At 38.0% G+C, this 24,229-nt stretch carries 24 protein-coding genes, 1 other RNA gene and 1 pseudogene; 17 read left to right on the plus strand and 9 right to left on the minus strand.

Features of this window, described 5'->3' with window-relative positions; genetic code table 11:
- Positions 1-15 precede the first annotated feature (15 nt).
- A complete protein-coding gene (locus SH603_RS05870; RefSeq protein ID WP_321534214.1) occupies positions 16-2,277 on the minus strand; it encodes a PBP1A family penicillin-binding protein in 2,262 nt (753 codons plus the stop codon).
- Positions 2,278-2,288: 11 nt separating this feature from the next.
- Positions 2,289-2,903 (minus strand): Holliday junction resolvase RecU, encoded by a 615-nt coding sequence (gene recU, locus SH603_RS05875; RefSeq protein ID WP_003674119.1) that lies wholly within the window; start codon positions 2,901-2,903, stop codon positions 2,289-2,291.
- 118 nt (positions 2,904-3,021) lie between these two features.
- Between recU and SH603_RS05880 the strand changes: the two genes are divergently transcribed.
- The 5 genes from SH603_RS05880 (at position 3,022) to SH603_RS05900 (ending at position 6,524) form a co-directional block, all read left to right on the plus strand.
- Entirely contained in the window at positions 3,022-3,594 is a 573-nt protein-coding gene (locus SH603_RS05880; protein WP_019253613.1) for a DUF1273 domain-containing protein, read from the plus strand.
- A 71-nt stretch (positions 3,595-3,665) separates the two neighbouring features.
- Positions 3,666-4,028: a cell division regulator GpsB gene (gene gpsB / locus SH603_RS05885; protein WP_003666193.1), complete on the plus strand. Its 363-nt coding sequence runs from the start codon at positions 3,666-3,668 to the stop codon at positions 4,026-4,028.
- 32 nt (positions 4,029-4,060) lie between these two features.
- An RNA gene (rnpB, locus tag SH603_RS05890) (RNase P RNA component class B) lies at positions 4,061-4,436 on the plus strand.
- 312 nt (positions 4,437-4,748) lie between these two features.
- Positions 4,749-5,225: a class Ib ribonucleoside-diphosphate reductase assembly flavoprotein NrdI gene (locus SH603_RS05895; protein WP_321534215.1), complete on the plus strand. Its 477-nt coding sequence runs from the start codon at positions 4,749-4,751 to the stop codon at positions 5,223-5,225.
- A 144-nt stretch (positions 5,226-5,369) separates the two neighbouring features.
- Entirely contained in the window at positions 5,370-6,524 is a 1,155-nt protein-coding gene (locus SH603_RS05900) for a THUMP domain-containing class I SAM-dependent RNA methyltransferase (protein ID WP_169472809.1), read from the plus strand.
- 184 nt (positions 6,525-6,708) lie between these two features.
- Here the strand turns inward: SH603_RS05900 and SH603_RS05905 are convergent, their stop codons facing one another.
- A complete protein-coding gene (locus SH603_RS05905; protein WP_004562299.1) occupies positions 6,709-7,104 on the minus strand; it encodes a ribonuclease HI family protein in 396 nt (131 codons plus the stop codon).
- A gap of 23 nt (positions 7,105-7,127) precedes the next feature.
- Between SH603_RS05905 and SH603_RS05910 the strand changes: the two genes are divergently transcribed.
- The 5 genes from SH603_RS05910 (at position 7,128) to SH603_RS05930 (ending at position 12,533) form a co-directional block, all read left to right on the plus strand.
- Entirely contained in the window at positions 7,128-7,535 is a 408-nt protein-coding gene (locus SH603_RS05910) for an EbsA family protein (RefSeq protein WP_003667861.1), read from the plus strand.
- Entirely contained in the window at positions 7,536-7,982 is a 447-nt protein-coding gene (lspA, locus tag SH603_RS05915; RefSeq protein WP_169471218.1) for a signal peptidase II, read from the plus strand.
- A gap of 3 nt (positions 7,983-7,985) precedes the next feature.
- Positions 7,986-8,897 carry an RluA family pseudouridine synthase gene (locus SH603_RS05920; protein WP_321534216.1) on the plus strand — a complete coding sequence of 304 codons (912 nt, stop codon included), beginning with the start codon at positions 7,986-7,988 and terminating at the stop codon, positions 8,895-8,897.
- A 76-nt stretch (positions 8,898-8,973) separates the two neighbouring features.
- Complete coding sequence (locus SH603_RS05925; RefSeq protein ID WP_169477788.1) at positions 8,974-10,059, plus strand: carbamoyl phosphate synthase small subunit; 1,086 nt, start codon at positions 8,974-8,976, stop codon at positions 10,057-10,059.
- Complete coding sequence (locus SH603_RS05930; protein ID WP_321534217.1) at positions 10,059-12,533, plus strand: ATP-grasp domain-containing protein; 2,475 nt, start codon at positions 10,059-10,061, stop codon at positions 12,531-12,533. Before SH603_RS05925 ends, SH603_RS05930 begins: the two co-directional genes overlap by 1 nt.
- Before the next feature lie 48 nt (positions 12,534-12,581).
- On the opposite strand, the gene SH603_RS05935 is transcribed toward SH603_RS05930, so the two are convergent.
- The gene (locus tag SH603_RS05935; protein ID WP_169472813.1) at positions 12,582-14,264 is read right to left on the minus strand and encodes an NFACT RNA binding domain-containing protein; all 1,683 of its coding nucleotides are present in this window, start codon (positions 14,262-14,264) and stop codon (positions 12,582-12,584) included.
- A 216-nt stretch (positions 14,265-14,480) separates the two neighbouring features.
- Between SH603_RS05935 and SH603_RS05940 the strand changes: the two genes are divergently transcribed.
- Positions 14,481-15,359 (plus strand): DegV family protein, encoded by an 879-nt coding sequence (locus SH603_RS05940; RefSeq protein ID WP_153700745.1) that lies wholly within the window; start codon positions 14,481-14,483, stop codon positions 15,357-15,359.
- On the plus strand, positions 15,356-16,000 hold the full coding sequence (locus SH603_RS05945; protein ID WP_153700744.1) for a hypothetical protein: 645 nt from the start codon (positions 15,356-15,358) through the stop codon (positions 15,998-16,000). The genes SH603_RS05940 and SH603_RS05945 overlap by 4 nt, the downstream gene beginning before the upstream one ends.
- A gap of 62 nt (positions 16,001-16,062) precedes the next feature.
- On the opposite strand, the gene SH603_RS05950 is transcribed toward SH603_RS05945, so the two are convergent.
- Positions 16,063-16,722 (minus strand): HD domain-containing protein, encoded by a 660-nt coding sequence (locus SH603_RS05950; RefSeq protein WP_321534218.1) that lies wholly within the window; start codon positions 16,720-16,722, stop codon positions 16,063-16,065.
- A 95-nt stretch (positions 16,723-16,817) separates the two neighbouring features.
- Here SH603_RS05950 and SH603_RS05955 point away from each other — a divergent pair, with 95 nt between their 5' ends.
- On the plus strand, positions 16,818-17,666 hold the full coding sequence (locus tag SH603_RS05955) for a glycosyltransferase family 8 protein (RefSeq protein WP_321533646.1): 849 nt from the start codon (positions 16,818-16,820) through the stop codon (positions 17,664-17,666).
- On the opposite strand, the gene SH603_RS05960 is transcribed toward SH603_RS05955, so the two are convergent.
- Positions 17,640-18,485 (minus strand): alpha/beta hydrolase, encoded by an 846-nt coding sequence (locus tag SH603_RS05960; RefSeq protein ID WP_169473136.1) that lies wholly within the window; start codon positions 18,483-18,485, stop codon positions 17,640-17,642. The two genes, SH603_RS05955 and SH603_RS05960, sit on opposite strands and share 27 nt — an antisense overlap.
- A 159-nt stretch (positions 18,486-18,644) precedes the next feature.
- Here SH603_RS05960 and SH603_RS05965 point away from each other — a divergent pair, with 159 nt between their 5' ends.
- Complete coding sequence (locus tag SH603_RS05965; RefSeq protein WP_321533647.1) at positions 18,645-19,169, plus strand: GNAT family N-acetyltransferase; 525 nt, start codon at positions 18,645-18,647, stop codon at positions 19,167-19,169.
- Positions 19,170-19,261: 92 nt separating this feature from the next.
- On the opposite strand, the pseudogene SH603_RS05970 reads toward SH603_RS05965, so the two are convergent.
- Positions 19,262-19,543, minus strand: a pseudogene (locus SH603_RS05970) (transposase); the annotation flags it as partial.
- A gap of 274 nt (positions 19,544-19,817) precedes the next feature.
- Here SH603_RS05970 and SH603_RS05975 point away from each other — a divergent pair.
- Together SH603_RS05975 and SH603_RS05980 are read left to right on the plus strand one after the other, a co-directional pair.
- A complete protein-coding gene (locus SH603_RS05975) occupies positions 19,818-20,234 on the plus strand; it encodes a cupin domain-containing protein (RefSeq protein WP_169473143.1) in 417 nt (138 codons plus the stop codon).
- 71 nt (positions 20,235-20,305) lie between these two features.
- Positions 20,306-20,761: a DUF441 domain-containing protein gene (locus SH603_RS05980; protein WP_035157368.1), complete on the plus strand. Its 456-nt coding sequence runs from the start codon at positions 20,306-20,308 to the stop codon at positions 20,759-20,761.
- 49 nt (positions 20,762-20,810) lie between these two features.
- Here the strand turns inward: SH603_RS05980 and SH603_RS05985 are convergent, their stop codons facing one another.
- Positions 20,811-22,199, minus strand: a complete 1,389-nt coding sequence (locus SH603_RS05985; RefSeq protein ID WP_321533648.1) for a DHA2 family efflux MFS transporter permease subunit — start codon at positions 22,197-22,199, stop codon at positions 20,811-20,813.
- A gap of 154 nt (positions 22,200-22,353) precedes the next feature.
- On the opposite strand from SH603_RS05985, the gene SH603_RS05990 reads away from it, so the two are divergent.
- Complete coding sequence (locus SH603_RS05990; protein WP_169470798.1) at positions 22,354-22,782, plus strand: CopY/TcrY family copper transport repressor; 429 nt, start codon at positions 22,354-22,356, stop codon at positions 22,780-22,782.
- Between the two features lie 58 nt (positions 22,783-22,840).
- On the opposite strand, the gene SH603_RS05995 is transcribed toward SH603_RS05990, so the two are convergent.
- A complete protein-coding gene (locus tag SH603_RS05995; RefSeq protein ID WP_019252776.1) occupies positions 22,841-24,202 on the minus strand; it encodes a hemolysin family protein in 1,362 nt (453 codons plus the stop codon).
- Positions 24,203-24,229: the final 27 nt, after the last annotated feature.

Here is a 24,229-nt window from a genome sequence, read left to right on the forward strand (position 1 = left end):
TTTTAAAAGATCTTATTAGGGATTAGTTGTGCTTGGTTGTGTAGCAGGGGCAGGGCTAGAACTTGAACTTTGTGCAGGTGCAGATGAACTTGAACTAGCCGGAGCACTGCTTGATGAAGACTCAGCTGGAGCATTGTTTCGTTCTTCTGTGCGACTTTCGCTGCTACTACTTGAAACAGAGCTAGAAGATGAAGACGATGATGAATCGCTTGAGCTAGAAGTAGAACTACTATCACGATCATCTGATGTATCTTCAGTGTAATCAAATACCCATTTTGAATCACGAATTACAAGCTGACGTTTACCTTTAACTCGAACAGCCTCAACAGTGTCTGGCATCGTCCAATCAGATGCGTGATTTTGGCTGTCAAGATATTGCATTAAGTCCTTGTAAAGCAATTGCGCTGACTTTACATATTGTTCTGAAATGCTGCCACCAGGTTCGAGTGGGTGGTCGTAACCAGTCCAAACTGCAATTGAGTAATTCTTAGTATAACCAGCCATCCAGGAATCCATTACGCCAGACTGGCTAGAATTTCCCGGATAGTTTGTCGTCCCTGTCTTACCAGCTTGGTTAACACCGTCAAGTCGAGCGTCAGTTGCGCTTCCTTGTGAATCCGTGAAAACTCCTTTAAGCATATCAGTAATCATGTAGGCAGTAGCCTTATTCATTGCGCGTTTACCTTTAGGATTGAATTGCTTTACTGAGCCATCTTGAGTAGTAATTGAGCTAATGTAGTAAGGCTTGTAGTAAGTACCACCATTAGCAAAGGCCGCATATGCAGCAGAAACTTGAAGTGGAGAGATATACAGAGCAATCCCGTTTTGTAAAGTATATGGTTGCTTTTGCGAAATTCCTAACCCATCAAGGAAAGAAGTAGCACGCTTAATCCCAACGGCTTGCAATGCGCGAATAGCAGGAACATTCCGTGATTGAACTAAAGCCTCACGCATTGTCATATTGCCCTTGTACTTTTTGTCAAAATCATGAAGGACAGTATTGGTACCAGGAAAGACAAACCGCGTATCAGCAATTGATTTGAAAGTTGGCCATTGTAAGTATTCAATAGCTGGACCATAATCCATTAATGGCTTTGCGGTTGACCCAGAACTACGGTTACTTTGCACAGCGCGGTTAAGGCCATACACAACATTTCCTGTGTGACGGCCACCAAGCATGGCAATGATTTGTCCATTGTGAGGGTCGGTAACAGCAACTCCGGCTTGCATTTTGTCATTTTGAAACTGAACGTTTTTGTTTGCAGCGTCGTAAAGATGTTGTTGAGCATCAAGGTCAAGATTGGTATGAACCTTTAACCCATCACTATAAGGGTTGTATCCTTGTGCTTGTAAATCAGCAAGAACCTGCTTTACATAAGGATCCACAACCTTAGAATCAACAGCAGTTCCACTTCCCGAAATATTACCGTGATCAGGGTCTAAACCAGCAGTAACGCTTTCGCTTGCTGCTTGGTTAGCCTGGGATTGGGTAATGTAATTGCTGCGAACCATCGCATTCAATACTTCATTTCGCCGTTGCGTTGCATACTTTGTGTTGCTTACAAGTGGATTATAGTAAGTAGGAGATTGTGGCATTCCGGCGAGAAGGGCTAATTGGGAAAGATCAAGATCCTTTAAATCTTTACCATAATAGTACTGGGCTGCTGTTTGCATTCCATAAATTCCATTGCCCATGTAAACCTTGTTGATATAAAAATCAAGAATCTGACTCTTGTTAAAATGCTGCTCAACATTAATAGCAAGCCATGCTTCTTGAGCTTTACGTTTTAATGTTCGATCAGAGGCAGCTGTTGAGAAGACGGATAATTTAACTAACTGTTGAGTCAGCGTACTTCCTCCCTGCATCCCGGCTGAACGACCAAAAACATTAGAAGTGGCTGCTCCAAGAATTCGAATTGTATCAACACCATGGTGCTTGTAGAAGCGTCGATCCTCAATTGAAACAACAGCATTTTTTAACTGCTTTGGAATTTGATTATCCTTGGCATATTCTCGCTTCTGTGCTCCTAAACGAGAAATTACTCGATTTTGATCATCGTAAATAGTCGTAATACTCTGACTTGTTAAGTCGCTTCTACTAATTTTAGGAGCGCTTGAGGCATAGTAGAAAAATAAAGCTGCAGATGCCACCATTAGTAGAACAACGATTCCTGCTACCCATAGCAAGATTTTCTTTATTAAGCCGCCAACATTGCGCTGTTGATTGTCATTGTTATTATGACGCTCACTACGCGTTGACTGATTATTATTTGACATAGTAAACTCCTTTACGCTTTTGCAGCAATTATTTTATCAACAGCGTTTAAATATGGTAAACGCGGATTGAGTTGATAATGAATTTGATAGCCTTCTTTAGCGATATCAGTTCGCAAAATTGATTTACGGCCGCCGCTTTGCTGTTGATCCCAATATTTAAATAGGTTGGATGCGGGAAGCAGATATAGCAGGTCAAGCTCCGTAAATTTAATAAAAGCAAAACAAATTCCCCCCTGTGCTACACATTCACGCATATGTTGAATTTGGTGGGGATGAAAGTTCTTTAATGGAAAAGAATTTTTATTACGTGTTTCTTTAGCATCAAAGTCAATATAGTATCCACGGTACACTCCATTGTAATCAGTAGTTGATGGCCGCCGAAAATATGCTTCTTTAATAACAGCCGCACTCCGCTTGGGATAATCAACTTTTACAAGCTGAATAGGGGTAGGCTTTTTGTGAATGACAGCAATATGGCGAGCCAAATAGTACTGATTACTATGATTGATTTCATCCTCTAACGACATCCCACGTTTGGCATAAATAGATTGATGTGGTGTCGGTAATTCATTATGTGTATTATAGTGTTGTACAGGTTGCTGACCATTGGGATAGTGAATGGTCACGGTGATCACTCTCCTAACTAGAGATTTATTATACCAGACTAGTTGCATAATGATTGATACAAGATGATTACAAGTTTAAGTTAAAAGGCTTTATATCTGCTTGTTTAGGGAGGATTTTATGAAGAGAGCGTGGATTACTGGTTATCGAAGTTACGAATTGAATATATTTAAGGATAATGATCCCAAAGTCCAAGTAATAAAAGAAGTTCTAAAAAAATATTTAAGGGCTCAATTAGAATTGAATGATGATGAATTCTGGGTAATAACTGGACCACAAATGGGGACGGAAAGGTGGGGACTTGAAGCTGCCTTAGAACTCCAAGCTGATTTTTCACAATTAAAAACAGCTTTAATGTTTCCTTTTGCAGAATTTGGTAAGCAATGGAATGAAAGTAACCAGTTAAAACTGACGAATATTACTCAGCAAGTTGACTTTTTCGCGAATGTTTCAGATAAACCTTATCAGTCCCCGCAACAGTTGCGAAATTATCAGCAGTTTATGCTTACCCATACTGATGAAGCTTTTCTTCTTTACGATCCAGAGTATCAAGGGAAAACTAAGTATGATTATGAGACAATTCAAAAATATAAAGAAGAAAGTGAATATTTGATGACGCTTGTTAATTTTGATGAACTTCAAGAAGAGGCAGAAGAATGGGCTGAGCGGCAAAGAGAAAAAGATGGATTTTAATCTTGCATTTTTTCTTTGATTTGGTATTATAGTTATTGGACTACGCAAACTAAACAATTGAGGTGTTTAAGTTGGATAACATAAAATTTACTCCACAAGATATTTTGCACAAGCAATTTAAGGAGAGAAATATTGGCAAAGGCTATGATGAAGCGGATGTTGATGCTTTCTTAGACGATGTTATTAAAGACTACGACACCTATAATAAAGAACTTGAACGTTTAAATGATGAAAATGAACGTTTAAGAGCGAAGGTTGACGAATTAAACCGTCAAGTAGAAGTTGGCTCGTCTATGAGTAACCAAACTGCTTCTCGTCAACCTGTATCGAGCGCTACAAATATGGATATTTTAAAGCGTTTATCTAATCTTGAACGTCGTGTATTTGGTTCACAATTAGATGGTAACGATAATAATGACTCACATTTGCTTTAGTGCGTGTCGAATAGTTTATTAATAATTTTGCAAGTTTCGGGTAATTGAGCACAGCTTATGTTGTGTTAGGAAGGTCCATGCTCGCACAGGCTGCGATGCCTGTAGTGTTTGTGCTCGCTGAAAAAATAAGGCGGGGCACCATTTTATGGTGACGGCGGAAAAACAGACTAAGGTTTTAACTACGTCCTAGTATTCCTGAAAAGTGCCACAGTGACGATACAATATTGGAAACGATATTGGTGGAACGCGGTAAACCCCTCAAGCGGGAAACCCAAACTACGGTAGGGGAGCTTTGGATAACAAATTGAAGTGATTCCAGGGGAGAGTATTTCGGTACTCTGAGATAGATGATTACCTCGATATAATTATGCCTGATAGTTATATTACGACAAAACATGGCCTACAGATACTTGCATACAGGCACCCGAGTTCGCTCGGGTTTTTTTATTTTAAAAATCATAACCTAATTTTATTGGTTTTCTTTGATATAATGCGTTAATAATTACTTGTTTAAATTAAAAAAGTTAAACGGTGATAAATAAATTTTTAGGAATTTTAGCTAGATATAGCTTAAAAGTTCTTAAAATAGCAATAAAATATAAATAATCATTTCATTTTATTGCAAGTGCGCCTATAATATTAATGGGGAAAAAAATGAGTTATTTGTTAGTTAACTTATCTCTCGATTAATAAAATATCAGATAATAAAGTTAGGGAATTATGGATAATAAGAGAATAAAAATTGTATATATGTCGTTTTCTGGGAATGTACGATCATTTACCCATCGGATTCAAGAATACGTAACGCAACAGCATCATTTAAATAATGAAAATCCTTTAATCGATTTATTGGAGATTTCAGAGGAGACACTTCCGACCGAAAGCGATAGTAAATTTTTTGTTTTGCTACCAACATATATGATCGGTGGAAGTAGATTTACACCGACGTTAACGGAAATCTTAACAACGCCAATGCACGATTATTTGGAAAGTTATGATAATGTTAAACGTTGTGCAGGAATAATTGGCAGCGGGAACTTAACCTTAGGGAAGATGTATGTAATAACTGCCAAGACATACGCTAAGGAATACGGTTTGCCTTTATTGGACGCATTTGAATCTCGTGGCACCACCCGGGATATTGAACGCATTTACAAAATATTAACTGATAAAGCAAATAAGGATTCATTAATGTAGTTAGGTTAAAGTCAACTACCATTCATAAACAAAAGAGATTGCAAATTTTTGCAGTCTCTTTTGTTTCTTCTTGCGACTTCTTTTCATTTTGAAGCAACATAAGGTAAAATAACTAATAGGAATAAGTCTAAAGGAGAGTTTAATGTGCAAACATATCAGTTAATTGCTACTGCTGCTGCAGGTATTGAAGCATTAGTAGGAAAAGAACTAAGAGACCTTGGCTATGAAGTCAAAGTAGAAAATGGTCGAGTGCGTTTTCAAGGGACAATGAAGGATGTCATTCGGACTAATCTTTGGCTACGAACAGCAGACCGCGTAAAGATTGTTGTTGGTGAATTCGATGCTCGGTCTTTTGAAGAATTGTTTGATCGTACTGAAGACATCGCATGGGAAGATTTGTTACCAATTGACGCAAATTTCCCAGTAGAAGGAAAAAGTCATAATTCACAATTGCATAATGTCCCAAGTGTTCAAGCAATCACTAAAAAGGCGATTGTTCAACGTCTCAGTAATGCATACCATCGGCGGACTCGTTTAGCCGAAACTGGTGCCACTTACCCGTTAGAGGTAGCGATTAATAAAGACCATGTTCTTCTTACATTAGATACTAGTGGAGAGGGGCTTTTTAAGCGTGGATATCGTAAAAATAAAGGTGGAGCACCGTTGAAGGAAAATATGGCCGCCACCTTGGTAATGCTGGCTCACTGGTTCCCGGATAATCCATTTGTCGATCCTGTATGTGGTTCGGGAACGATTCCAATCGAAGCAGCATTATACGGTCATAATATTGCGCCGGGTATCAACCGTTCATTTATTAGTGAACAATGGGTTAACTTAGTTCCAGATGGTTTATCTGATGAAGTTCGGGATGAAGCCGATTCCTTAGCAAATTATGATATTGAACTAGATATCTACGGATATGATATTGACCAAAACATGATTGATATTGCTCAAGAAAATTCTCGTGCGGCAGGTTTAACTCATGATATTACGTTTAAGCAATTGGCCGTAAAAGACTGGCAAACAAGCGAAGTTAATGGAGTTATCGTTGCTAACCCGCCATATGGTGAACGGCTAAGTGATAAGGAATCAGTTCATGAACTTTACCGGCAGATGGGTGAGTTATATCGTCCATTAACCACATGGAGTAAATATATTTTGACGGCTGATATGGAATTTGAAAAGTATTATGGAGCACCCGCCACAAAGCGTCGTAAACTTTATAATGGTGCCTTACGAACAGATCTCTATCAATATTGGGGCAAAAAAGATCGTTCCAAGATCAAAACCCTTAAATAGCAAGGATTTCAAGCGATTCGAAAGATCAAAAATAAGTGCTAGGGGGCACGTAGGGGACAAATTTTCCCAATAATAAAAGCCTTAGTAGGAGTTACATTGTAACGACCGCTAAGGCTTTTTCTCTGTTTGGTGGCTGATAGAACACGTGGATGATATAATTAAAACGATATGCTGTTTTCTAAAATCACTCTATTTTATGGAGGGCCTGATTTGCTAAATTATGTGCTCCACGATTTTGGCTTTCAGGAATCCACTGGGTAACAACTGTTGGAAAGTGTTGGAGAAGAGGATTTAATGCTGCTAATTCTTTTTGGTAATGTTTTGTATAATTTTTGCCGATTGCGTCACTTAAGATACGGCTATCAGTATAAAATAGGATTGTTTCATTATTACTAAAGTGATCAATTAAATATTTAAATCCAAAGTGAGCTGCAGCGAATTCGCCATGGTGATTATCCATGCTTTCCTTATCTACTGGGATTGCAAGCTGAATTTGCTTATGATTGGCAATTATTATTATTCCCAAACCAGTAGGGCCCGGGTTTCCTTTTGTTGCAGCATCTGTAAAGATTTTGATCATAAAACTACCTCTTTTCTGAAAGGATGACATTTATAATTATGGAAGAAGAAACTCGTTATTTTTACCAACCAGACCTTACGGGGACAATTATTAGCTGGTGTTGGACTTTTCTCTTCTTTATTGCCGGTCTCGTAATTTGGCTTGAAATTACTCATTTTCAGTGGCTCAGCGCGCTCTTTTTTGCAGTTTTTGTAATCCTTGCCTTATTAGAATGGCGGCGACGAACTGTAGTAATCACTCCGACTAAAATGGTATTTAATCGCTTGTTACAAAAACAGTACCTCGTTATCCCAATCTCTGATATTCGTCAGCCAGAGTTTACCAAGCATACGGTAACAATTACTGTGAATGGAGAGGTAATGAGTTTTACCTTTACCACCAAAGCAATTGCACGTTTGAAATTAGCATTGAAACAACAGGGGGTTCAATAATTGTTACTGGGGATCGCTATTGAAATTATTTTAATTTTAACAATTTGTGACCAATTATTAAAATCTTGGGTTGCTTCTTCAATTGTTCTTGGTGGTAGTAAGCAGTTAATTCCTGGTATTATTGAGTTAACTAATTTACGAAATTCAGGGGCTGCTTGGAGCATTTTTGAAGGGCAACAAACTTTTTTTACCATTATAACTATTATTGCGATTATTGTAGTTGGTTACTTTATCTGGCAGTACCGTAAAAATGTTCCTATGCTAATTGGCTTATCATTGATTATGGCAGGAACAATTGGCAACTTTATCGATCGGTTAAGACAAGGGTATGTTGTGGACATGTTTGAAACAACATTTATTAATTTTCCAATTTTTAACATCGCGGATATGTGCTTAACAATTGGCGTAATCTGGCTAATAATTTGCATCTTAAAGGAGAAAGACTAACAAATGTCTGAAGAATTAGAATTAACAATTGATGGTGAGATGGTGGGAAGGATTGATAAGCAGCTTGGTCATCACTTTGATCAATTTTCCCGATCACAAATTCAACATTGGATAGAAGATGGTCACGTCCTTGTTAATGGCAAACAGGTAAAGCCTAAATATAAGTTGCTTGTAGGTGATCACGTCCAAATCATTCCAGAAGAACCACAAAAAGTTGATTTAGCACCTGAGGATATTCCTCTTGATATTGTATATGAAGATGATGATGTTATTGTCGTTAATAAACCGCAGGGGATGGTCGTTCATCCAGCACCAGGCCATCCAGACCATACGATTGTGAATGCTCTTTTATATCATTCCCCATTGTCAACTATTAATGGAGAATTTCGACCAGGGATTGTTCATCGGATTGATAAGGATACCTCAGGACTATTGATGGTAGCCAAAAATGATATGGCGCACCGGTCTTTGACAGCTCAATTAAAGGCAAAAACTAATAAACGAGAATATGTTGCGCTTGTGCATGGGGTTATAAAAGAAGATAAAGGAACAATTGATGCTCCATTGGGTCGCTCATTAAAAGACCGTAAGAAACAGGCAGTTGTAGTTGATGGACGTCATGCGGTAACCCATTTTAATGTGTTAGAACGGTTTAAGAATTATACCTTAGTTGCTTGTCAGCTAGAAACGGGACGAACCCATCAGATTCGTGTTCATATGAAATATATCGGTCATCCACTGGCAGGAGATCCGTTGTATGGGCCCCGAAAAACACTTACCGGCAATGGCCAATATTTACATGCTCGTTTGTTGGGCTTTAAACACCCCCGAACTGGTAAAGAAATGGTTTTTACGGCTCCATTACCAGCTTATTTTGTAAAAATGCTTGAACATTTACGCAAGACCGACCAATAAAATTATTGTGTTTAATTTGGAGAACGTTCATAATAATATTGATCAATTACTAACAAAGTTTTAGGAGAGTGGGACAGTGACAGCACGATACCTAATATTTGAAGATGGCTCAATTTTCGCTGGCGAAGGTTTTGGTTCACCAGCTGTTACTTTTGGTGAGGTTGTTTTTAATACCAGTATGACTGGTTACCAAGAAATCATCACTAATCAGGTTTACAATAACCAAATTGTCGTTTTTACCCAGCCAAATATTGGAAGTTATGGGATTCAACGTAATATCTATGAATCAATTGTACCGACAATTAAAGGAATTATTGTTCGTTCACTTGCTGATGCTGGAACTAATGATAACGGACGCCAATTGACTCTTGATAAATACCTTCAACAAATGAACATTCCGGGAATCACTAATATTGATACACGGGCAGTAGTTCATAAATTAAGAAAAGCTGGAAAACCATTAAAGGGAAGCATTGTTCCAGTTCCAGATGACCACGCTTTTGACCAGCTTCATGCGACTGTTTTAACGAACCAGCAAGTTGCTCAAGTCTCTACTCCTAAACCATATCCTAATCCCGGAATTGGGTTAAGTGTTGTTGTGATTGACTTTGGATTAAAGAACGGAATATTACGGGAATTGAGTCGACGAAAATGTAATATTACTGTCTTACCATATACTGCAACGGCTGAAGAAATATTACGGTTAGATCCTGATGGGGTTGTACTTTCGAGTGGTCCAGGGAATCCCAATAATGTTCGTAAGTCAGTCCTGGAAATGATTCGTAATGTCCAAACTAAAGTACCAATGTTTGCTATTGGACTGGGCCATGAATTATTTGGAATCGCCAACGGAGCAAATGTCCAGCAAATTCCAGTTGAACATCATGGCATGAACCATCCAATTCATGAAATCATTACTGACCACATTATCTATGCAACCCAGGCGGAGGGTTATCTAATTAATCGTAATTCAGTTGACCGCTCCCAGCTTTTTATTACGTATGTTGATATGCTTGATAATAGTGTTCAAGGGCTTCGTCATCGTCGTTACCCAGCATTTTCAGTTCAATTCTTTCCCGATGGTGCACCGGGGCCTGATGAAACTGATGGCTTATTTGATGAATTCATCGATACAATGAATAGGAGGGGAGATCGTCATTAATGGAAAAGTTGAAATCAGTATTAATTATTGGAGCGGGAGCCAACGATGTTCAGCATGGAGATGAACTCGACTCTGCTATCTATCGGGTATCACGCGTTTTTAAACAAATGAGGATAAAGACTATCTTGGCAGACGATAACCCATTTTCGGTAAGCTTAGAAAATGTTGATCACGGTTGTATTGTCCCATTAAGAGTCGAGAGCCTAGTAGATATTATTAATAAATTTCATCCAGACGCAATCCTACCTACTTTAGGTAATCGTCGAGCTTTTGAGCTTACCCAAGAATTACTAGAAAAAGGGATTATTCGTAAAGAAAATATTCAACTGCTAGGGATTCCTGAAGCAACTATTCGTCAAATTAATAGTGCTGTTTTGCTTGAACGAACGCTTCGACAAATGGAAGCACCAGTTAAGAAAATCGTAACGGTTAATAATTATCAGGATGCTTTGGATGAGGCAACTAAACTAGGGTATCCAGTTATTATCAGGTCAGTATTACCTAAGAGTAGCAGTACGCGTAAAATTGTGCATGATCGAAGTGAATTGGCAGATGCAGTAAAGGTTTGCTTAAGCCAGTCGCGGGCAGAACAAGTAGTAGTTCAGCAAAGTCTTGCCGGCTATAAGGAAATTGAAGTCGTTGTTCAACGTGATAGTTCTGGAACAATGATGATGTTGTCAATGATTGAAGATATGGACCCAATCGGTATTCATGCTGGTGATTCAATTGCCTTCAATCCTGTCCAGACACTTCTCGATCGGCAGATTCAAGATATTCGGGATACGGCTTTTGCTATTACCCGCAAATTAAGAATTGTCGGCACGAACCATATTCAGTTTGCCCTTGATACAAACAGTGATCGTTTTTATGTCATTAAGAGCAGTCCATACTTTGATCGAATTACAGCATTTGTATCGCAGTCGACTGGTTACCCGATTGCTCAAGTAACAGCACAATTATATGCGGGAAAGCATCTGCGGGACATTGATCTTGGTGAAAATTATATTCATCATGCGGCTCTTATCGAACCAACAATGGATCATATTGCTGCACGGGTTCCAATATGGGGATTCAACGATTTACCAAAAGCTAGTCGTTTACTTGGAACAGAAAAGCGGTCGGTGGGGACGGTTTTTGGTATCGGCCGAAGTACTATTGAAGCACTTTTTAAGGCAATTGAATCCCGTTACCATGAACCAGCCGACTTTCATCTTGCCGCCCAGAAGCAATTGACTGATGACCAATTAATCGCTAAAATTGTCCACCCCGAAGCCGGTCGACTTTTTGTATTAATTGAAGCAATGCAGAGAGGGTACTCAGTTAATGAATTAGCAGAGATGACAAAGATTGATCCATTTTATTTTGAACAGATTAATAAAATGCGGTTATTGATTCGTGAAATTGCTGATCATCCAAATAAAGAGCCGGTTTTGCAAAAAGCTAAGAGTTACGGCTTGAGTAACCAACTTATTGCCAGACTGTGGAATACTACTCCTGAACAAGTTTATCAGATGAGTATAGACCACCAATTATTGACAAAGTATAAAGAAATCGAACCATCAGCTGGGGAGTTCGATCAGCATACTAATAGTTTTTACTCTGCTTACGAAGAAGAAAATGAAATTAGCCGAACTTCTCAACCAAGCGCCCTGGTGATTGGAACAGGCGGATTACGATTAGGTTTAAGTAATTCTGGTGATTACTTTGTTGCTATGATGTTAAAGGAGCTTCATAATGAAGGCTTTAATAATGTTGTGGTAAATTCAAACCCTAGTTCTGTCACTTTTGATCCAGAGTTAGCTAAAAAACGTTATATTGAACCGGCAACAATTGAAAATATCTTGCAAATATTACGGATAGAGCAACCCCAGTATTTATTTATTCCCACTAGTTATGATAAATTACTAAAATCGTTGCAGAATTATGATCTGGATGTAAAAATTGTTATAATTCCAGATGAATTGCCGACTACTGCTGCTAGTAGCGATAAGCAACGTTACTCCTTCAACTATGTCTATGATGGAAATTACGCTTATTCATTAGGGACAATGACTGATCTTTTTTCGCCAATTGCGTTAAATTATCAATCTACTGCTTTGCGCTACCCGGCTGATCTTCCTTCATCAACTTACCAAAATCTTAATGACCAGGCTAGTATTGCTGTATTAAAGATGGAACAGCCAGGGTTATATCAAGCAATTTTTGAAGAGGATGATGGGGAATTTAGTTTAATTAAAGTTCAACCATTGTCATTGCCAGAAGTAGCCTTTTTATCAAAAGCTCTTCATATTAGCTTACCAGGGATTTTTACTCAATTATTCACTGGTAAATTTGATAAGATGTTGGAGCCTAAACCGGTATCTGGGATTGTTAACTATCGTGCAACCTTCCCATTTAAGGCGTTGCGAGTTAAGGGAGGAATTCCTGCCCGTAACCGAGTTATTGGTGCTCAGATGCAATTTTTAGGAGAATAATTTAGAGATATAAAAAAACTTCAGCCCGGTGTCTTGGGCTGAAGTTTTTTAGTTAGAAAGCTTATGTGGTGTTACATAAAGTGTTTTCTGACCTGTAAAAATAACAAATCCAGGTTTAGCTCCGTTTGGCTTATGAAGTCGCTTGACAGGAAGATAATCAACGGGCACATTATCTGAATCGCGACCTTTAGAGAAGTATGCTGCTAACTGTGCGGCTTCAAGAATCGTATCTTCAGATGGGGTTGTTGAGCGGATTACCACGTGAGAACCTGGGATATCTTTAACATGTAACCAGATTTCATTTTTATTAGCAATCTTAAAGCTAAGACGGTCATTTTGTAGGTTGTTTTTACCTACTAGAACTGTGGTGCCATCACTAGTATGAAATTCTTCTGGAGCACTTACCTTAACTTTTCGTTGCTTTTTTCCGCTTTTCTTCTTTTTAATATAACCTTGCTCTTGTAATTCCAGTTTGATCTCTTGAATATCAGCGGGAGCAGCTAATTTAATCTGATTTTCAATGTTTTCAAAGTATTTGATTTCATCATTTGTCAGTTTCAGCTGTTCTTTTACATACTCAACAGAGGTTTTGAGCTTATTATACTTAGTAAAGTACTTTTGGGCGTTGCGCGATGGTGATAATTCTGGAGCAAGCTTGATTTTCAGTGGCTTATTATCATCATAAAAGTTAGGAAGTTCGATTTCTTTCATTCCGGGAGTTAATTTACTAAGATAGGTAGTAAGGATCTCACCACAAATTCGGTACTGATCTGCAGTTGCTGCATCTTGTAATTGTTGTTGCAGTTTTTTTACTTTTCGCCGATCTTTTTTTAGCTCATTCTTCAGTACTTTTAACACTTGCCCAGCTAATTCTTTGGAACGATCCTGCTCTGCTTTATTGGCATAGAAGGCATCGAGAAGGGCAGAGAGGGAGTCGAAATGTTGCAACTCACCATCAATATTTAATGGAGAGAACACAGCAAATTGGGTCTTTCCATTAGAGCGGGTGATTAATACTGGCTCTGGATTTTCAAAGTGATTAAGAAATTGCTGATAGGTAGTTGGTAAATTATCACTTTGCAGTAATTCTGCAGCTAATTTCCGCGCGGAGTCTTTGCCAAATCCTTGATAATGTTGCTGTAACTGATGACTTAATTCTGCTTCGTCATTAGTTTGCCTTACAAGGTCAGAGTAGACCTGGTTTGGTAAGTAAGGGTTAACTTTATCTTGCTTTGGTGGCATAACAAAGGTTGCACCTGGCAATAACAAGCGAACTCGGTTTTGATCTGAGCCAACATGCTTAATGGTGTCAATAATTTTGTCCGTCTTAAGATTAACGAGGGAGATATTACTATGCCGGGCCATAATCTCACTCACAAGGACTAGTTGTTGACTATCGCCTAATTCATCACGAGTGTCAAAGGTAATTTTGATAATCCGATCATTATCAACTTGTTCAATTTTATTGACGATTGCGCCTTCAAGGTATTTCCGCATCGTCATTGTAAAATTAGTTGGAACTGCTGGATTTTTATAGGGGATCTCAGTAATTTGGATTCGTGGGTATGTTGGATTAGCAGAAATGAGTAATGGATAATTGTGTCGATGGGCACGGATCGTAATGATTAATTCTGCAGGGTAAGGTTGACTAACTTTGGCTACCCGACCAGTAGTTAATTTTTGATCTAGCTCATGGACAATTGCATGAGTAAACAAGCCGTCAAAAGACATTAGTGTAGCCTCCTAAATATTATAATTACAAACGAAAATAGCACTATTAATTATACAGTTTTACATCATTAATGAAAAGTAATGTTACTTTAGTGGACATATTTTTGGTTGGTTTAGGGCCGTCAATGTGGTATGCTTTTTGTATTATGTGTGTGAAATCCGCGTAAAAACGCAATTATTTTTAATTATACAAATTTAGAACATGGAGTTGATAAGATGAAAATTGCTGTTGTTACTGACAGCACTGCCTACCTTTCTCCTGAAGAGGCGGCGGCTAATAATATTCATGTTGTTCCAATCCCAGTGACATTGGATGGTCAAACATACCGTGAAGGTGTTGATATTTCCACCAGTGATTTTTATGAAAAGATGGCAAATTCAAGCTCTTTTCCAACGACTTCCCAAACGCCAATCGGCCAATTGATGGAAGTCTACCAAGGATTAGCTGATGATGGGTATGATGCTGTGATTAGCATTCATTTAACACGGGCTATTACAGGATATTTGGATACTGTTGAGCAACTTGCTGAGCAGATGAAGGATACAATCAAGATCGTACCAATTGATTCCCACTTAACAGTTAAAATGATGGGATACTTAGCCTTAGAAGCAGCTAAATTAGCTAGTGAAGGCGATGATTTAGATGATATTGTTAAAAAGGTAAAAGAATATCGTGATACCTTTAATAATGTATTTGTGGTTGATGACTTGCAAAACCTTGTTCGTGGTGGTCGTTTATCAAACGCCTCTGCATTTGTAGGCTCAATTTTGAAAATCAAACCCCTCTTGACTATGCATACTCCAACGCATGCCATTGAAGCGTTTGAAAAGGTGCGGTCAATGAAAAAGGCAAAACTTCGCTGTGAACAAATCTTTGATGAGGATATTGCCAAACTTGACTATCCAGTTAGAGCAATGGTTGTTCATGCGAATGCTCCAGAAGAAGGCCAAAAGTGGCTTGATAAACTTCAATCGGATCATCCTGATATTTCATTTGAGTTGAGTTACTTTGGTCCGGTAATTGGCTCCCACTTAGGACAAGGAGCCCTAGCCTTAGCATGGATGCAAGACACAGCAAAGAAGCCTTTAGCATGAAAAAACAAACTTTAATTAAAACCTTTTTGGCAATTGCGGCAGGTATTTTGATGATATTAATATCATTTACTGGCTTTCAAACCATTTTACCGACCGGTGAGGCGTTTATGCCTTTAGCTGGCGTGATTGCAGTGGGGATAGCAGTTGCATTAGGAATTAATATTGCATTTATCGTGACGCTGGTTAGTGCCATAATCATGATTGTCTTAGGAACTGCCGACTGGGTAATATTAGTCGATTTTATTGTTATTTTGATTGTGGTTGGCTTGATTTTACGCAAACAGGTTCCATTATCTATTGATCTCAATCATTCACAATTATTATGGCTTGCTATTTTTACCGGTTTAGTTCAATTATTCTTTATCTCAATCTTTTATGGTTTAATTGGATTAGTCCTAACGGGGACGCCAACAGGTGGATTAACATTTGTTCAACTAATTATTCCTAACGCATTACTGACAGGATTATTATATGGCTTCCTAGTAGCGCCGATCTCATTGATTTGTCGGTGGATAGCGCGAAAAGCGTTGCATATTGATAATAATCATCATAATGATTCAGGTAACTCTGCAGGCGATAAGCAGGGCGGTTCGATTATTGTCGACTTAAGAAGTGCTAAAAATAAAAAAGATGATAAGTAAGCAAAATGCCATGGAAAAACATTCGTATTTCTTCCATGGCATTTACTATTTCCATAAACAATTTACATCTTTGCGTCCCATTCGGCGTGAAACTCGTCAAGAAAATCGAGCATTACTTGTTGACGGTGATTTGCAATTTTCTTGGCAGTTTCAGTGTTCATCATGTCCTTTAGGTGTAAGAGCTTTTCATCAAAGTGATTAATGATAGTTTCATTTGCTAAATTACGATATTCTTCCCGGGACATATTATGACGAGGCTTAATAGCCGGATCGTATATTTTTTCATGATGACCACCTCCATAATAGATTGCCCGGGTAATGCCAATTGCGCCGATTGCATCTAACCAGTCGGCATCACGTACTATTTGTCCAATGATGGAGAGTTTGACTTCCTCTTTATCTAAAGTATAGGCAAAAGAAATATTATTGATGACATCCATAATTATTTTGACTTCTTCATCACTAAAGTCATTTTGCTTTAAGTAATCAACTAATTCTTGTTTAGCTGCTTCAACGTTGTCAACTAATTTCTCATCAATTGTATCGTGAAGGTAGGCCGCTACAATCGGCAAAAATGGGTCAACTTTTTCGCCCATAGCTAACCGTTTACTCATTTTCACTACGCGGTTAATATGGTCTATCCCATGACCAGTCTTGTCTTGACCTAATTTTTGAATGGTGTACTCTTTAATGGCAGTTAATTGTTGCGCTTGTTTCATCATAAAACCTCTATTCTTGATTGGTTCTTTAATTATTAAATACTGAATCGCAATCCACGTCAACGTTTTGTAAAATAAGATGTGAGGAGTGGAATGAAATGAACTTATTATTTTCAATTAACGACAAGTTTGTTACACAATTAGCAACCGTTTTATTATCAATTAAACTAAATACGCAAGCACAAGAATTTAACGTATATGTCTTACAAAAGGATAAATTGAAACGAACTGATGACTTGGAAAGAGTTTGTAAGCAATTAGAAATGAACTATTTTCCGATCAAAGTTAATGATCAATTATTTAGCAAAGCACCAGTTACAGACCGCTACCCGACGACAATATATTATCGTTTACTAGCATACCGTCTTTTACCTCAAGATTTGCATAAGATTTTGTATTTAGATGCTGATGTATTGTGTATTAATGATCTTTCAAGTCTGTATGAGACTTCATTAGATGGATACCTATATGCTTCTGCCATCCATACAAACCTTACGAATACGACAGAGGTTATTAATAAGATTCGTCTGCAAAACTTTGATGCTGACGGGTATTATAATTCTGGCATTCTCTTGATGAACCTTGATACTATCCGTAAAAAAGTAAAGGATACGGACATTTTTAACTACATCCGTACCCATACACTTTTATTACCTGATCAAGACGTCTTGAATGCCTTATATGGACGCTATATTAAGTCTATCCCTGATCAGTTATATAATTTTGATACTCGTAAGGGCGGTATTTACGAAACGATTTCCTTTGGCGAATGGACAACCGATTGGGTAATGCGTAATACCGTGATTCTTCATTATTGCGGGCGAGACAAGCCTTGGCTACCAGCTAAAAATAGTGGACGATTCACTGCTTTATACAAAAACTACTTTCAAATGACTAACAAACTTATTAGTGCAGCACTATTACTTCCCCCAGAAGAAGTTAATTAAGATTTTATTGACTTGGGGGTTGTGATGAAGTAATTCATGTTTAGCATTTGGCCCCGTAATCTTAACTTCGCGGTATGAACGTGCGCGGTTATTAATGAGGTACTTGAGCGAAAGACAGGAAGCGTTTGAAACTTGGCTATCGTTGCCATCTTTTAAGTCACCGTAAATATTCAATAATTTAATTTGTCGTGGGTAACGGTGACGTAACGGGAGTAGCTTTTGATAGGAATCATTCATTGCGGAAGGTTTTCCCGTCTTTTTATTCACTGTTAGATTAGCAGGTTCATTCCAACCGATTGCACCATCAAAAGTTCCAGCCATCGCAACTTGTTTTTGAATTTGCGGAAGGTTATGGTTCCCGGCATTAGCAAGGAGAAAATACATAACTGCCATGTTTCCCATGGAGTGTGCTTCAATATTTACCTTTTTAAAATGATATTTAGCTTGCAGTTCTTCAAGAACGTTCTTAACCCATTGACCTTGTAATTCATAATTTGTGCTATGGTTATCATTAAAATTAACCATCACGAGCGGATTGACAGTGTTATGAGGGATATCTCCTTTAAGAGTAACGGTTCCATCGCCAGCAACATCTGCGGTGATAACTGTTTTTGACACGCCTGCTTTCACAAAGCCGTTTACCATATATTCTTCCGCATGGGCACCGCTTCCGTAGCCATGAAAAAAGAGAGTGGGGGTAGTAGAATGAATATATTTATTGGAAAGGTCTGCATGAATCGAATTTGCTGCTAGTCCATAAATAAATGTTAGAAAAAGTGCAGTAAATATTGTTAAAGTAAATTTAATAAATTTGGTCATATAAAAACCTTCTTTTTCTTTTTAGTGCTATCATAGCATATTGAAGGCATAACTTTTAATTGTTAACAGTTGTATTTAAAACGTAAAGTATGTTACAGTATTAGGGTTGTTTAACGAATAACACATCTAATTAATGTAATGAGAAGGGAAGGTAATACGATGCAAATCAAACAAGCCAAAATGGATGATTTAAATCAAATTATGGAAATTCTGCGAGATGGTCGGAACCAATTAGCCGAACAAGGGATCGATCAATGGCAAGGAGATTACCCGAACGAAGAACATATCAAAGAAGATATTGAAAAAGGATTTGCATACCTTGTACAATCACAAGATGATGAAACTGTTGGTGCATTATCAATTGTTGAAGCACCAGATCACTCATATGATGAACTTGACGGTGATTGGTTAATTGACACTGATCGTTATGTTGTTATTCACCGTGTGGCAATTCACTCCAATCATGCTGGAAATGGATATGCCTCAGCATTATTCACTAGTGTAATTGATTACATTAAGAATAATCGGAAGGATATTAAGGCTATTCGGATCGATACTCATGAAGACAACAAGATCATGCAACACTTGATCGACAAAAATGGCTTTACTAAAGTTGGTGAACTTCACGGGGTTTACCGTCCAGAAGAAAATTCATATGTTTACGACTTATTAACAGGTAATTAAACAGGCTCTACGTCAAGTAGTGTTGATACGCAAATATGAATTTTCGCCAATTAAATTGGTCTAGTTAGAATCGTCATTCGTGGCGGTTCTTTTTAGTTAGTTTGAATTTGGTGGCCAATAATTAAATAAATCCGCGTTTTAAATGCCGTAAAGTAACGATAACCACAGGCAACTCGTTTGATAGTTTTAATTCGATTATTAATCCCTTCGGTTCGACCATTTGAGAACTTCGTCTCAAAGCCCCGCTTAATTCCCTCTTTATAGCGTGCTAAAACTTGACAACGGTGGATTGCATAATGGCTGACACTGTCTGGCCGGAGTTTAAGTAATTGAAAGAAAGTTGTAAAATCACGTTGATTGTAAGCATGCTTCAAAAATTCACTGGTAAGCTTGCGCCATTTAGTACAGGTTGGAGTGACACTGGTGATTATCAAGAGAATTTCATCAACTATGCTGGTAACCTAAATGTCACGTCTGGCTACCATATTCTTACTCATGGTAGTCCAGCTTTCAATGAAAAGTCATTATTTTCATGGCTGCGAAAATTATAATTCATTTTTTGAATAACTCACCATTTATAATAAGCTTTTTACATTCTTAATGCTACAGTTTATTATTAAACCAACAATTAATTGGGGGTTAGTAATGATGGCTAAGAATGAACATGAAGTAAAAAATGACCTTTTTGGTTTCGGTGATAAGAATGTTGCGTTTGCAAAATACTTTATTGGAACAAGTTATCTTAATGGGTTAGTATCTCCTGATGATAACATTGATGTAAATGTTTCAAACGTTAATTTTGAGCCCGGTTGCCGTAACAACTGGCATATTCACCATGATGGCTTCCAAATCTTATTAGTAACTGCTGGCGAGGGTTGGTACCAAGAAGAAGATAAGCCAGCGCAATTGTTAAAACCGGGTGATGTTGTAGCAATTCATGAAGGTATAAAGCACTGGCATAGAGCCACTAAAGATAGTTGGTTCTCCCACATTGCTATTACGAAGGGAACTAGCGAATGGTGCGAAGAAGTAGATGACGCTACTTACAACCGCCTTTCTGAATAGTTAATCAGTCAGCCTTCTTTGTCCTCGTCCTCAACTTTGATATACTAGATAAAGTTTGAGGAGGAGATTACATGGAAAGCTGGCTTTTTTTAGCTTTAATATTATTAATTGCAATCTTTGGCCATAACTCGTCATTGATTATTGCCACGGTAGTAGTGATGGTCCTGAAACTGATCCCTTATACCGCCAAATGGTTGCCCTTGATACAACATAAGGGAATTAATTGGGGTGTGACAGTGATTTCAGTTGCGATCTTAATTCCAATTGCGACTGGTCAAATTGGCTTTAATGATTTATGGGCTGCTTTTAAGACTCCTGCTGGTTGGATTGCAGTCGGCATGGGCATTGCAGTTGCCATCTTATCAAAGTACGGAGTCAACCAGTTGGCTGCTGTTCCTCAAGTTACAGTTGCCTTAGTACTTGGAACGATTATTGGAGTGGTTGTGTTTAAAGGAATTGCTGCCGGTCCAGTTATCGCGAGTGGGATGACATATTGTATTGTAACGCTATTGAATTTGCACTTTTAAATAGCAAAAAACCAAGCGAGGTCAAAAGGGATCTCACTTGGTTTTTGTTTTACGCATTTTCTAATTGCTCTTGCGAAGAAATTTTATGATATAACTTAGTGCTAAGATATAGCGAAGTTAATAGCAAGCATAAGCATAGGAGGAAGCCTGCTTGAATACCGAGGTGTGAGGACGGGTTATGAACTAAGTGATTAACAATACCAACAATTGAAACGATGAGGGCAGTTCCAAAGGCAGCCGCAATTTGTCGTAACGTATTAAAGGTAGCAACCGCATCGGGAACAATCTCATTAGATAGAAGTGAGAGGGCCTGAGTTTGTAATGGGATCAGCATCGTTACTAACCCAAATTGGCGAACAGTTTGAAAGAGGGTAATCATGAGAACAGAACTACGCGCACCGATTGCGGCTTGGCCAATTGTTCCGATGATATCGATTATGAGACCAGTCCCAACAAGAATCTTAATTGGATAAATATCATAAAAGCGGCCACTCGTTGTCGATAGTAAGCCCGTTAAGATTGCCCCCGGAAGGACAGCGATGGCTGAAACAACCGTACTTTTGCCCAAGACAATCTGTACTAGGAGGGGAATCAAAATTGCATTACCGTACATTGTTGATGTAATTAGCATATTAATAACAGTGGCAAAGACAAATTGTTTATGTGAGAAGATCCTAAAGTTGATCAACTGATGGTTACTGTGACGTTGGTTAAGAAAGAACAGCAAGAGAAAGGCTAAGCCGATAAGGACATACCCTGCAACATTAAATGAGAGTAAGTGATTGTTCGAAATATTTGATAAGCCCATCAATAGTGACCATAATCCGCCTGTGATTAAAATGAGAGCTAATGTATTAAAGCGGGGATGTTCATTATGGGGGATTTTAGGAAGCAGGAAGAATGAAAGTAGTAATGTAATTACTGCAAAGGGAATAATTAATAGGAAAAGGTATCGCCAAGAGAAAAAGTGCAATAGAAAGCCAGAAATGGCAGGACCTAAGATAGGGGCACAATTAAAGGCGAGTCCAATAATGCCCATAATTTGACCTTTTTTACCCGGTTTTGCGTAACGAATTGCCAAGACATTTACTAGCGGCATCATCATTCCTGCACCCAGAGCTTGAATCATCCGAGCAATTACAACTAGATTGAAGCTCCACGCAATCGCTCCAATAATGGTTCCTAAAAGAAAAATTCCAGAGAAAATAATAAAGAGATTTTTGAATGGGAATCTTTTTATAAGAAATGAACTAACAGGAATCATTAGGGCATTGACAAGCATATAACCGTTTGTCACCCATTGAACTTGGGCCTCGCTAATATGAAAGACATTCATGAAGGTTGGGAGGGCAATGTTCATTAAGGTTGAACAGAGAAGACTAAAAAATGTACCAAATACCATGATTACTAATGCATGGCTAATGCGTTGATTTTTCATTAGTAGATATAGCGCTCCTTAAAATTAGTCAAACAGTATTGAGTTTACTAGCCAGATTATTAATGTCAATACGCATTAGAAATTTGCAAGTAAGTAAATTAATGATAAAATATAGTTATGAATAATTTACATATGTAAACGCAGGAGGAATTAGATGAATATTAATTTAGAAATAACTCCCGCTGAATGGCAAATTATGCGGGTGGTTTGGAGTCTAAGGCAAACGACCAGTAGCCAAATTATTGAAGTTTTACAGAAAAAAGTTGACTGGAAACCGGCAACGATTAAGACTTTACTTCGACGCCTGGTTGATAAAAAAGCCTTATCTGCCACTCGTCAAGGACGTGGATTTATCTATGAGCCCCTCGTTCCTGAACAACAAACGATGGATCAAGCAGCGGACAACCTATTTAATAATATTTGTGAACGACACGTTGGAAGCACCCTTGAACATGTGATCAATAATGTAACCCTTAGCAAGGATGATATTGCTAAGTTACAAAAATTATTGGCAAGCAAAGTAAATGATTCACCGGATCACGTCAAATGTAACTGTATTCCTAATATGCAGATGAACTGCTAATGAAAAGCTCCCCGCAACTAGGAAATCTTTCCTAAATTGCGAGGAGCTTTTTTAGTCTTTATTTTTCTTTGTTTTGATCCTCATCAGCTGATGGTTTCTTTTTTTTAGGCTTAATGTAAACTACTTTGAATTTATTAACATAAGCGTTCTTTAAATCAAGAGGTGTAAATGAGAAATTATCGACTCTAATTGGCTGTCCAACTTTTAAGTCATACTGCCGTTCAAGGAAGAACCCAGTTAAGGTTGTTACTTCAGAGTTATCAAATTGTTCGATGTTTGTATCAAAGTAACGTTCAAAATCATCTAGTGGCATTTTACCAGAAACTTCAAAGGTAGGATTACCCTTGCTATCAGGATCTTTCTTTTCAATCATGTCAGAGGTAGCGTGATCAATTTCTTCGCCAACGGTTCCGAACAATTCTTCATAAATATCCTTATCAGTAATGATCCCAGAAGTACCACCGTATTCGTCTTGGACAACGACAATTGGCACTTGTTTTTTCATCATTTCAGCAAGGACATTGGTGAGTTGTTCATTTTCGTAAACGATTGGAATTCGGCGCATGATTGTGCGAACTGATTGTTGCGGGTTGATTTGGTTTTGCCGCATAATATCATATGCAAAAATATAACCAAGAATGTGGTCTTTGTCATTATTAGCAACAACTGGGAAACGCGTGAATTTCTTTTCAAAATAAAGTTTGGCTGCATCTTCAATTGAAGCCGTAATATCAATAACCGCTAACTGTGTCCGATCAATCATAATATCCTCAGCAACCTTATCATTCATTTCAAAAGCCCGTTGCATGAAGATAACGTCTTCTTTATCCATTTCCCCAGCTTTTTCCGATTGTTGGGATAAGGTCATAATTTCATTTTGTGAATATGTGTCTTCTTCTGGCTGAACATTGTATCCTAACATTTTTGTAATTGCCGCAGCGACTACCGCAAATAACCAAACGAATGGATAAAAAACAGTATGGAAGAATTGTACCGGGTGAACAATTGATAATAGAATTGGTACCGGTCGATCAATCGCCATATTTTTCGGAACTAAATCAGTAAATACCGCGTGGAAGAATGTAAAAATTAAAACACCGATAACTGGTGCAATCGCTTGAAGAACATCGTGCGGAATAATATTAATCTTTAGCAACAGATCAGTGATAAATTCATCACCTAACCAACCTAAAACTAAAGAAGTCATCGTAACCCCGACTTGAGCTGTTGATAGGTACTCATTAAGATTTGCTACCATGTGTTCTGCGCGTTTGACTTTTCGCGTTTGCCGGAGCTCCTTTAACTCACTAGGCCGCACTTTAACAACTGAATACTCCAGCAGTGTAAATAAAGCAGCTAACAGCAAAATCAAAATAATGATAATTAATTTAAACCAATATGAATCCCATAAACCATTCATCGTTTAAAAATTTCACCTAAACTTTCT

It is taken from the genome of Limosilactobacillus reuteri (assembly GCF_034259105.1).
Classification (GTDB): Bacteria; Bacillota; Bacilli; order Lactobacillales; family Lactobacillaceae; genus Limosilactobacillus; species Limosilactobacillus reuteri_G.

Excerpts from the sequence above, each read along its gene's own strand:
- SH603_RS05870 (WP_321534214.1), bottom strand. The coding sequence starts at position 2,277 with ATGTCAAATAATAATCAGTCAACGCGTAGTGAGCGTCATAATAACAAT.
- SH603_RS05880 (WP_019253613.1), top strand. The coding sequence starts at position 3,022 with ATGAAGAGAGCGTGGATTACTGGTTATCGAAGTTACGAATTGAATATA.
- SH603_RS05895 (WP_321534215.1), top strand. The coding sequence starts at position 4,749 with ATGGATAATAAGAGAATAAAAATTGTATATATGTCGTTTTCTGGGAAT.
- SH603_RS05905 (WP_004562299.1), bottom strand. The coding sequence starts at position 7,104 with ATGATCAAAATCTTTACAGATGCTGCAACAAAAGGAAACCCGGGCCCT.
- SH603_RS05910 (WP_003667861.1), top strand. The coding sequence starts at position 7,128 with ATGACATTTATAATTATGGAAGAAGAAACTCGTTATTTTTACCAACCA.
- SH603_RS05920 (WP_321534216.1), top strand. The coding sequence starts at position 7,986 with ATGTCTGAAGAATTAGAATTAACAATTGATGGTGAGATGGTGGGAAGG.
- SH603_RS05930 (WP_321534217.1), top strand. The coding sequence starts at position 10,059 with ATGGAAAAGTTGAAATCAGTATTAATTATTGGAGCGGGAGCCAACGAT.
- SH603_RS05935 (WP_169472813.1), bottom strand. The coding sequence starts at position 14,264 with ATGTCTTTTGACGGCTTGTTTACTCATGCAATTGTCCATGAGCTAGAT.
- SH603_RS05940 (WP_153700745.1), top strand. The coding sequence starts at position 14,481 with ATGAAAATTGCTGTTGTTACTGACAGCACTGCCTACCTTTCTCCTGAA.
- SH603_RS05945 (WP_153700744.1), top strand. The coding sequence starts at position 15,356 with ATGAAAAAACAAACTTTAATTAAAACCTTTTTGGCAATTGCGGCAGGT.
- SH603_RS05950 (WP_321534218.1), bottom strand. The coding sequence starts at position 16,722 with ATGATGAAACAAGCGCAACAATTAACTGCCATTAAAGAGTACACCATT.
- SH603_RS05955 (WP_321533646.1), top strand. The coding sequence starts at position 16,818 with ATGAACTTATTATTTTCAATTAACGACAAGTTTGTTACACAATTAGCA.
- SH603_RS05960 (WP_169473136.1), bottom strand. The coding sequence starts at position 18,485 with ATGACCAAATTTATTAAATTTACTTTAACAATATTTACTGCACTTTTT.
- SH603_RS05965 (WP_321533647.1), top strand. The coding sequence starts at position 18,645 with ATGCAAATCAAACAAGCCAAAATGGATGATTTAAATCAAATTATGGAA.
- SH603_RS05975 (WP_169473143.1), top strand. The coding sequence starts at position 19,818 with ATGGCTAAGAATGAACATGAAGTAAAAAATGACCTTTTTGGTTTCGGT.
- SH603_RS05980 (WP_035157368.1), top strand. The coding sequence starts at position 20,306 with ATGGAAAGCTGGCTTTTTTTAGCTTTAATATTATTAATTGCAATCTTT.
- SH603_RS05985 (WP_321533648.1), bottom strand. The coding sequence starts at position 22,199 with ATGAAAAATCAACGCATTAGCCATGCATTAGTAATCATGGTATTTGGT.
- SH603_RS05990 (WP_169470798.1), top strand. The coding sequence starts at position 22,354 with ATGAATATTAATTTAGAAATAACTCCCGCTGAATGGCAAATTATGCGG.
- SH603_RS05995 (WP_019252776.1), bottom strand. The coding sequence starts at position 24,202 with ATGAATGGTTTATGGGATTCATATTGGTTTAAATTAATTATCATTATT.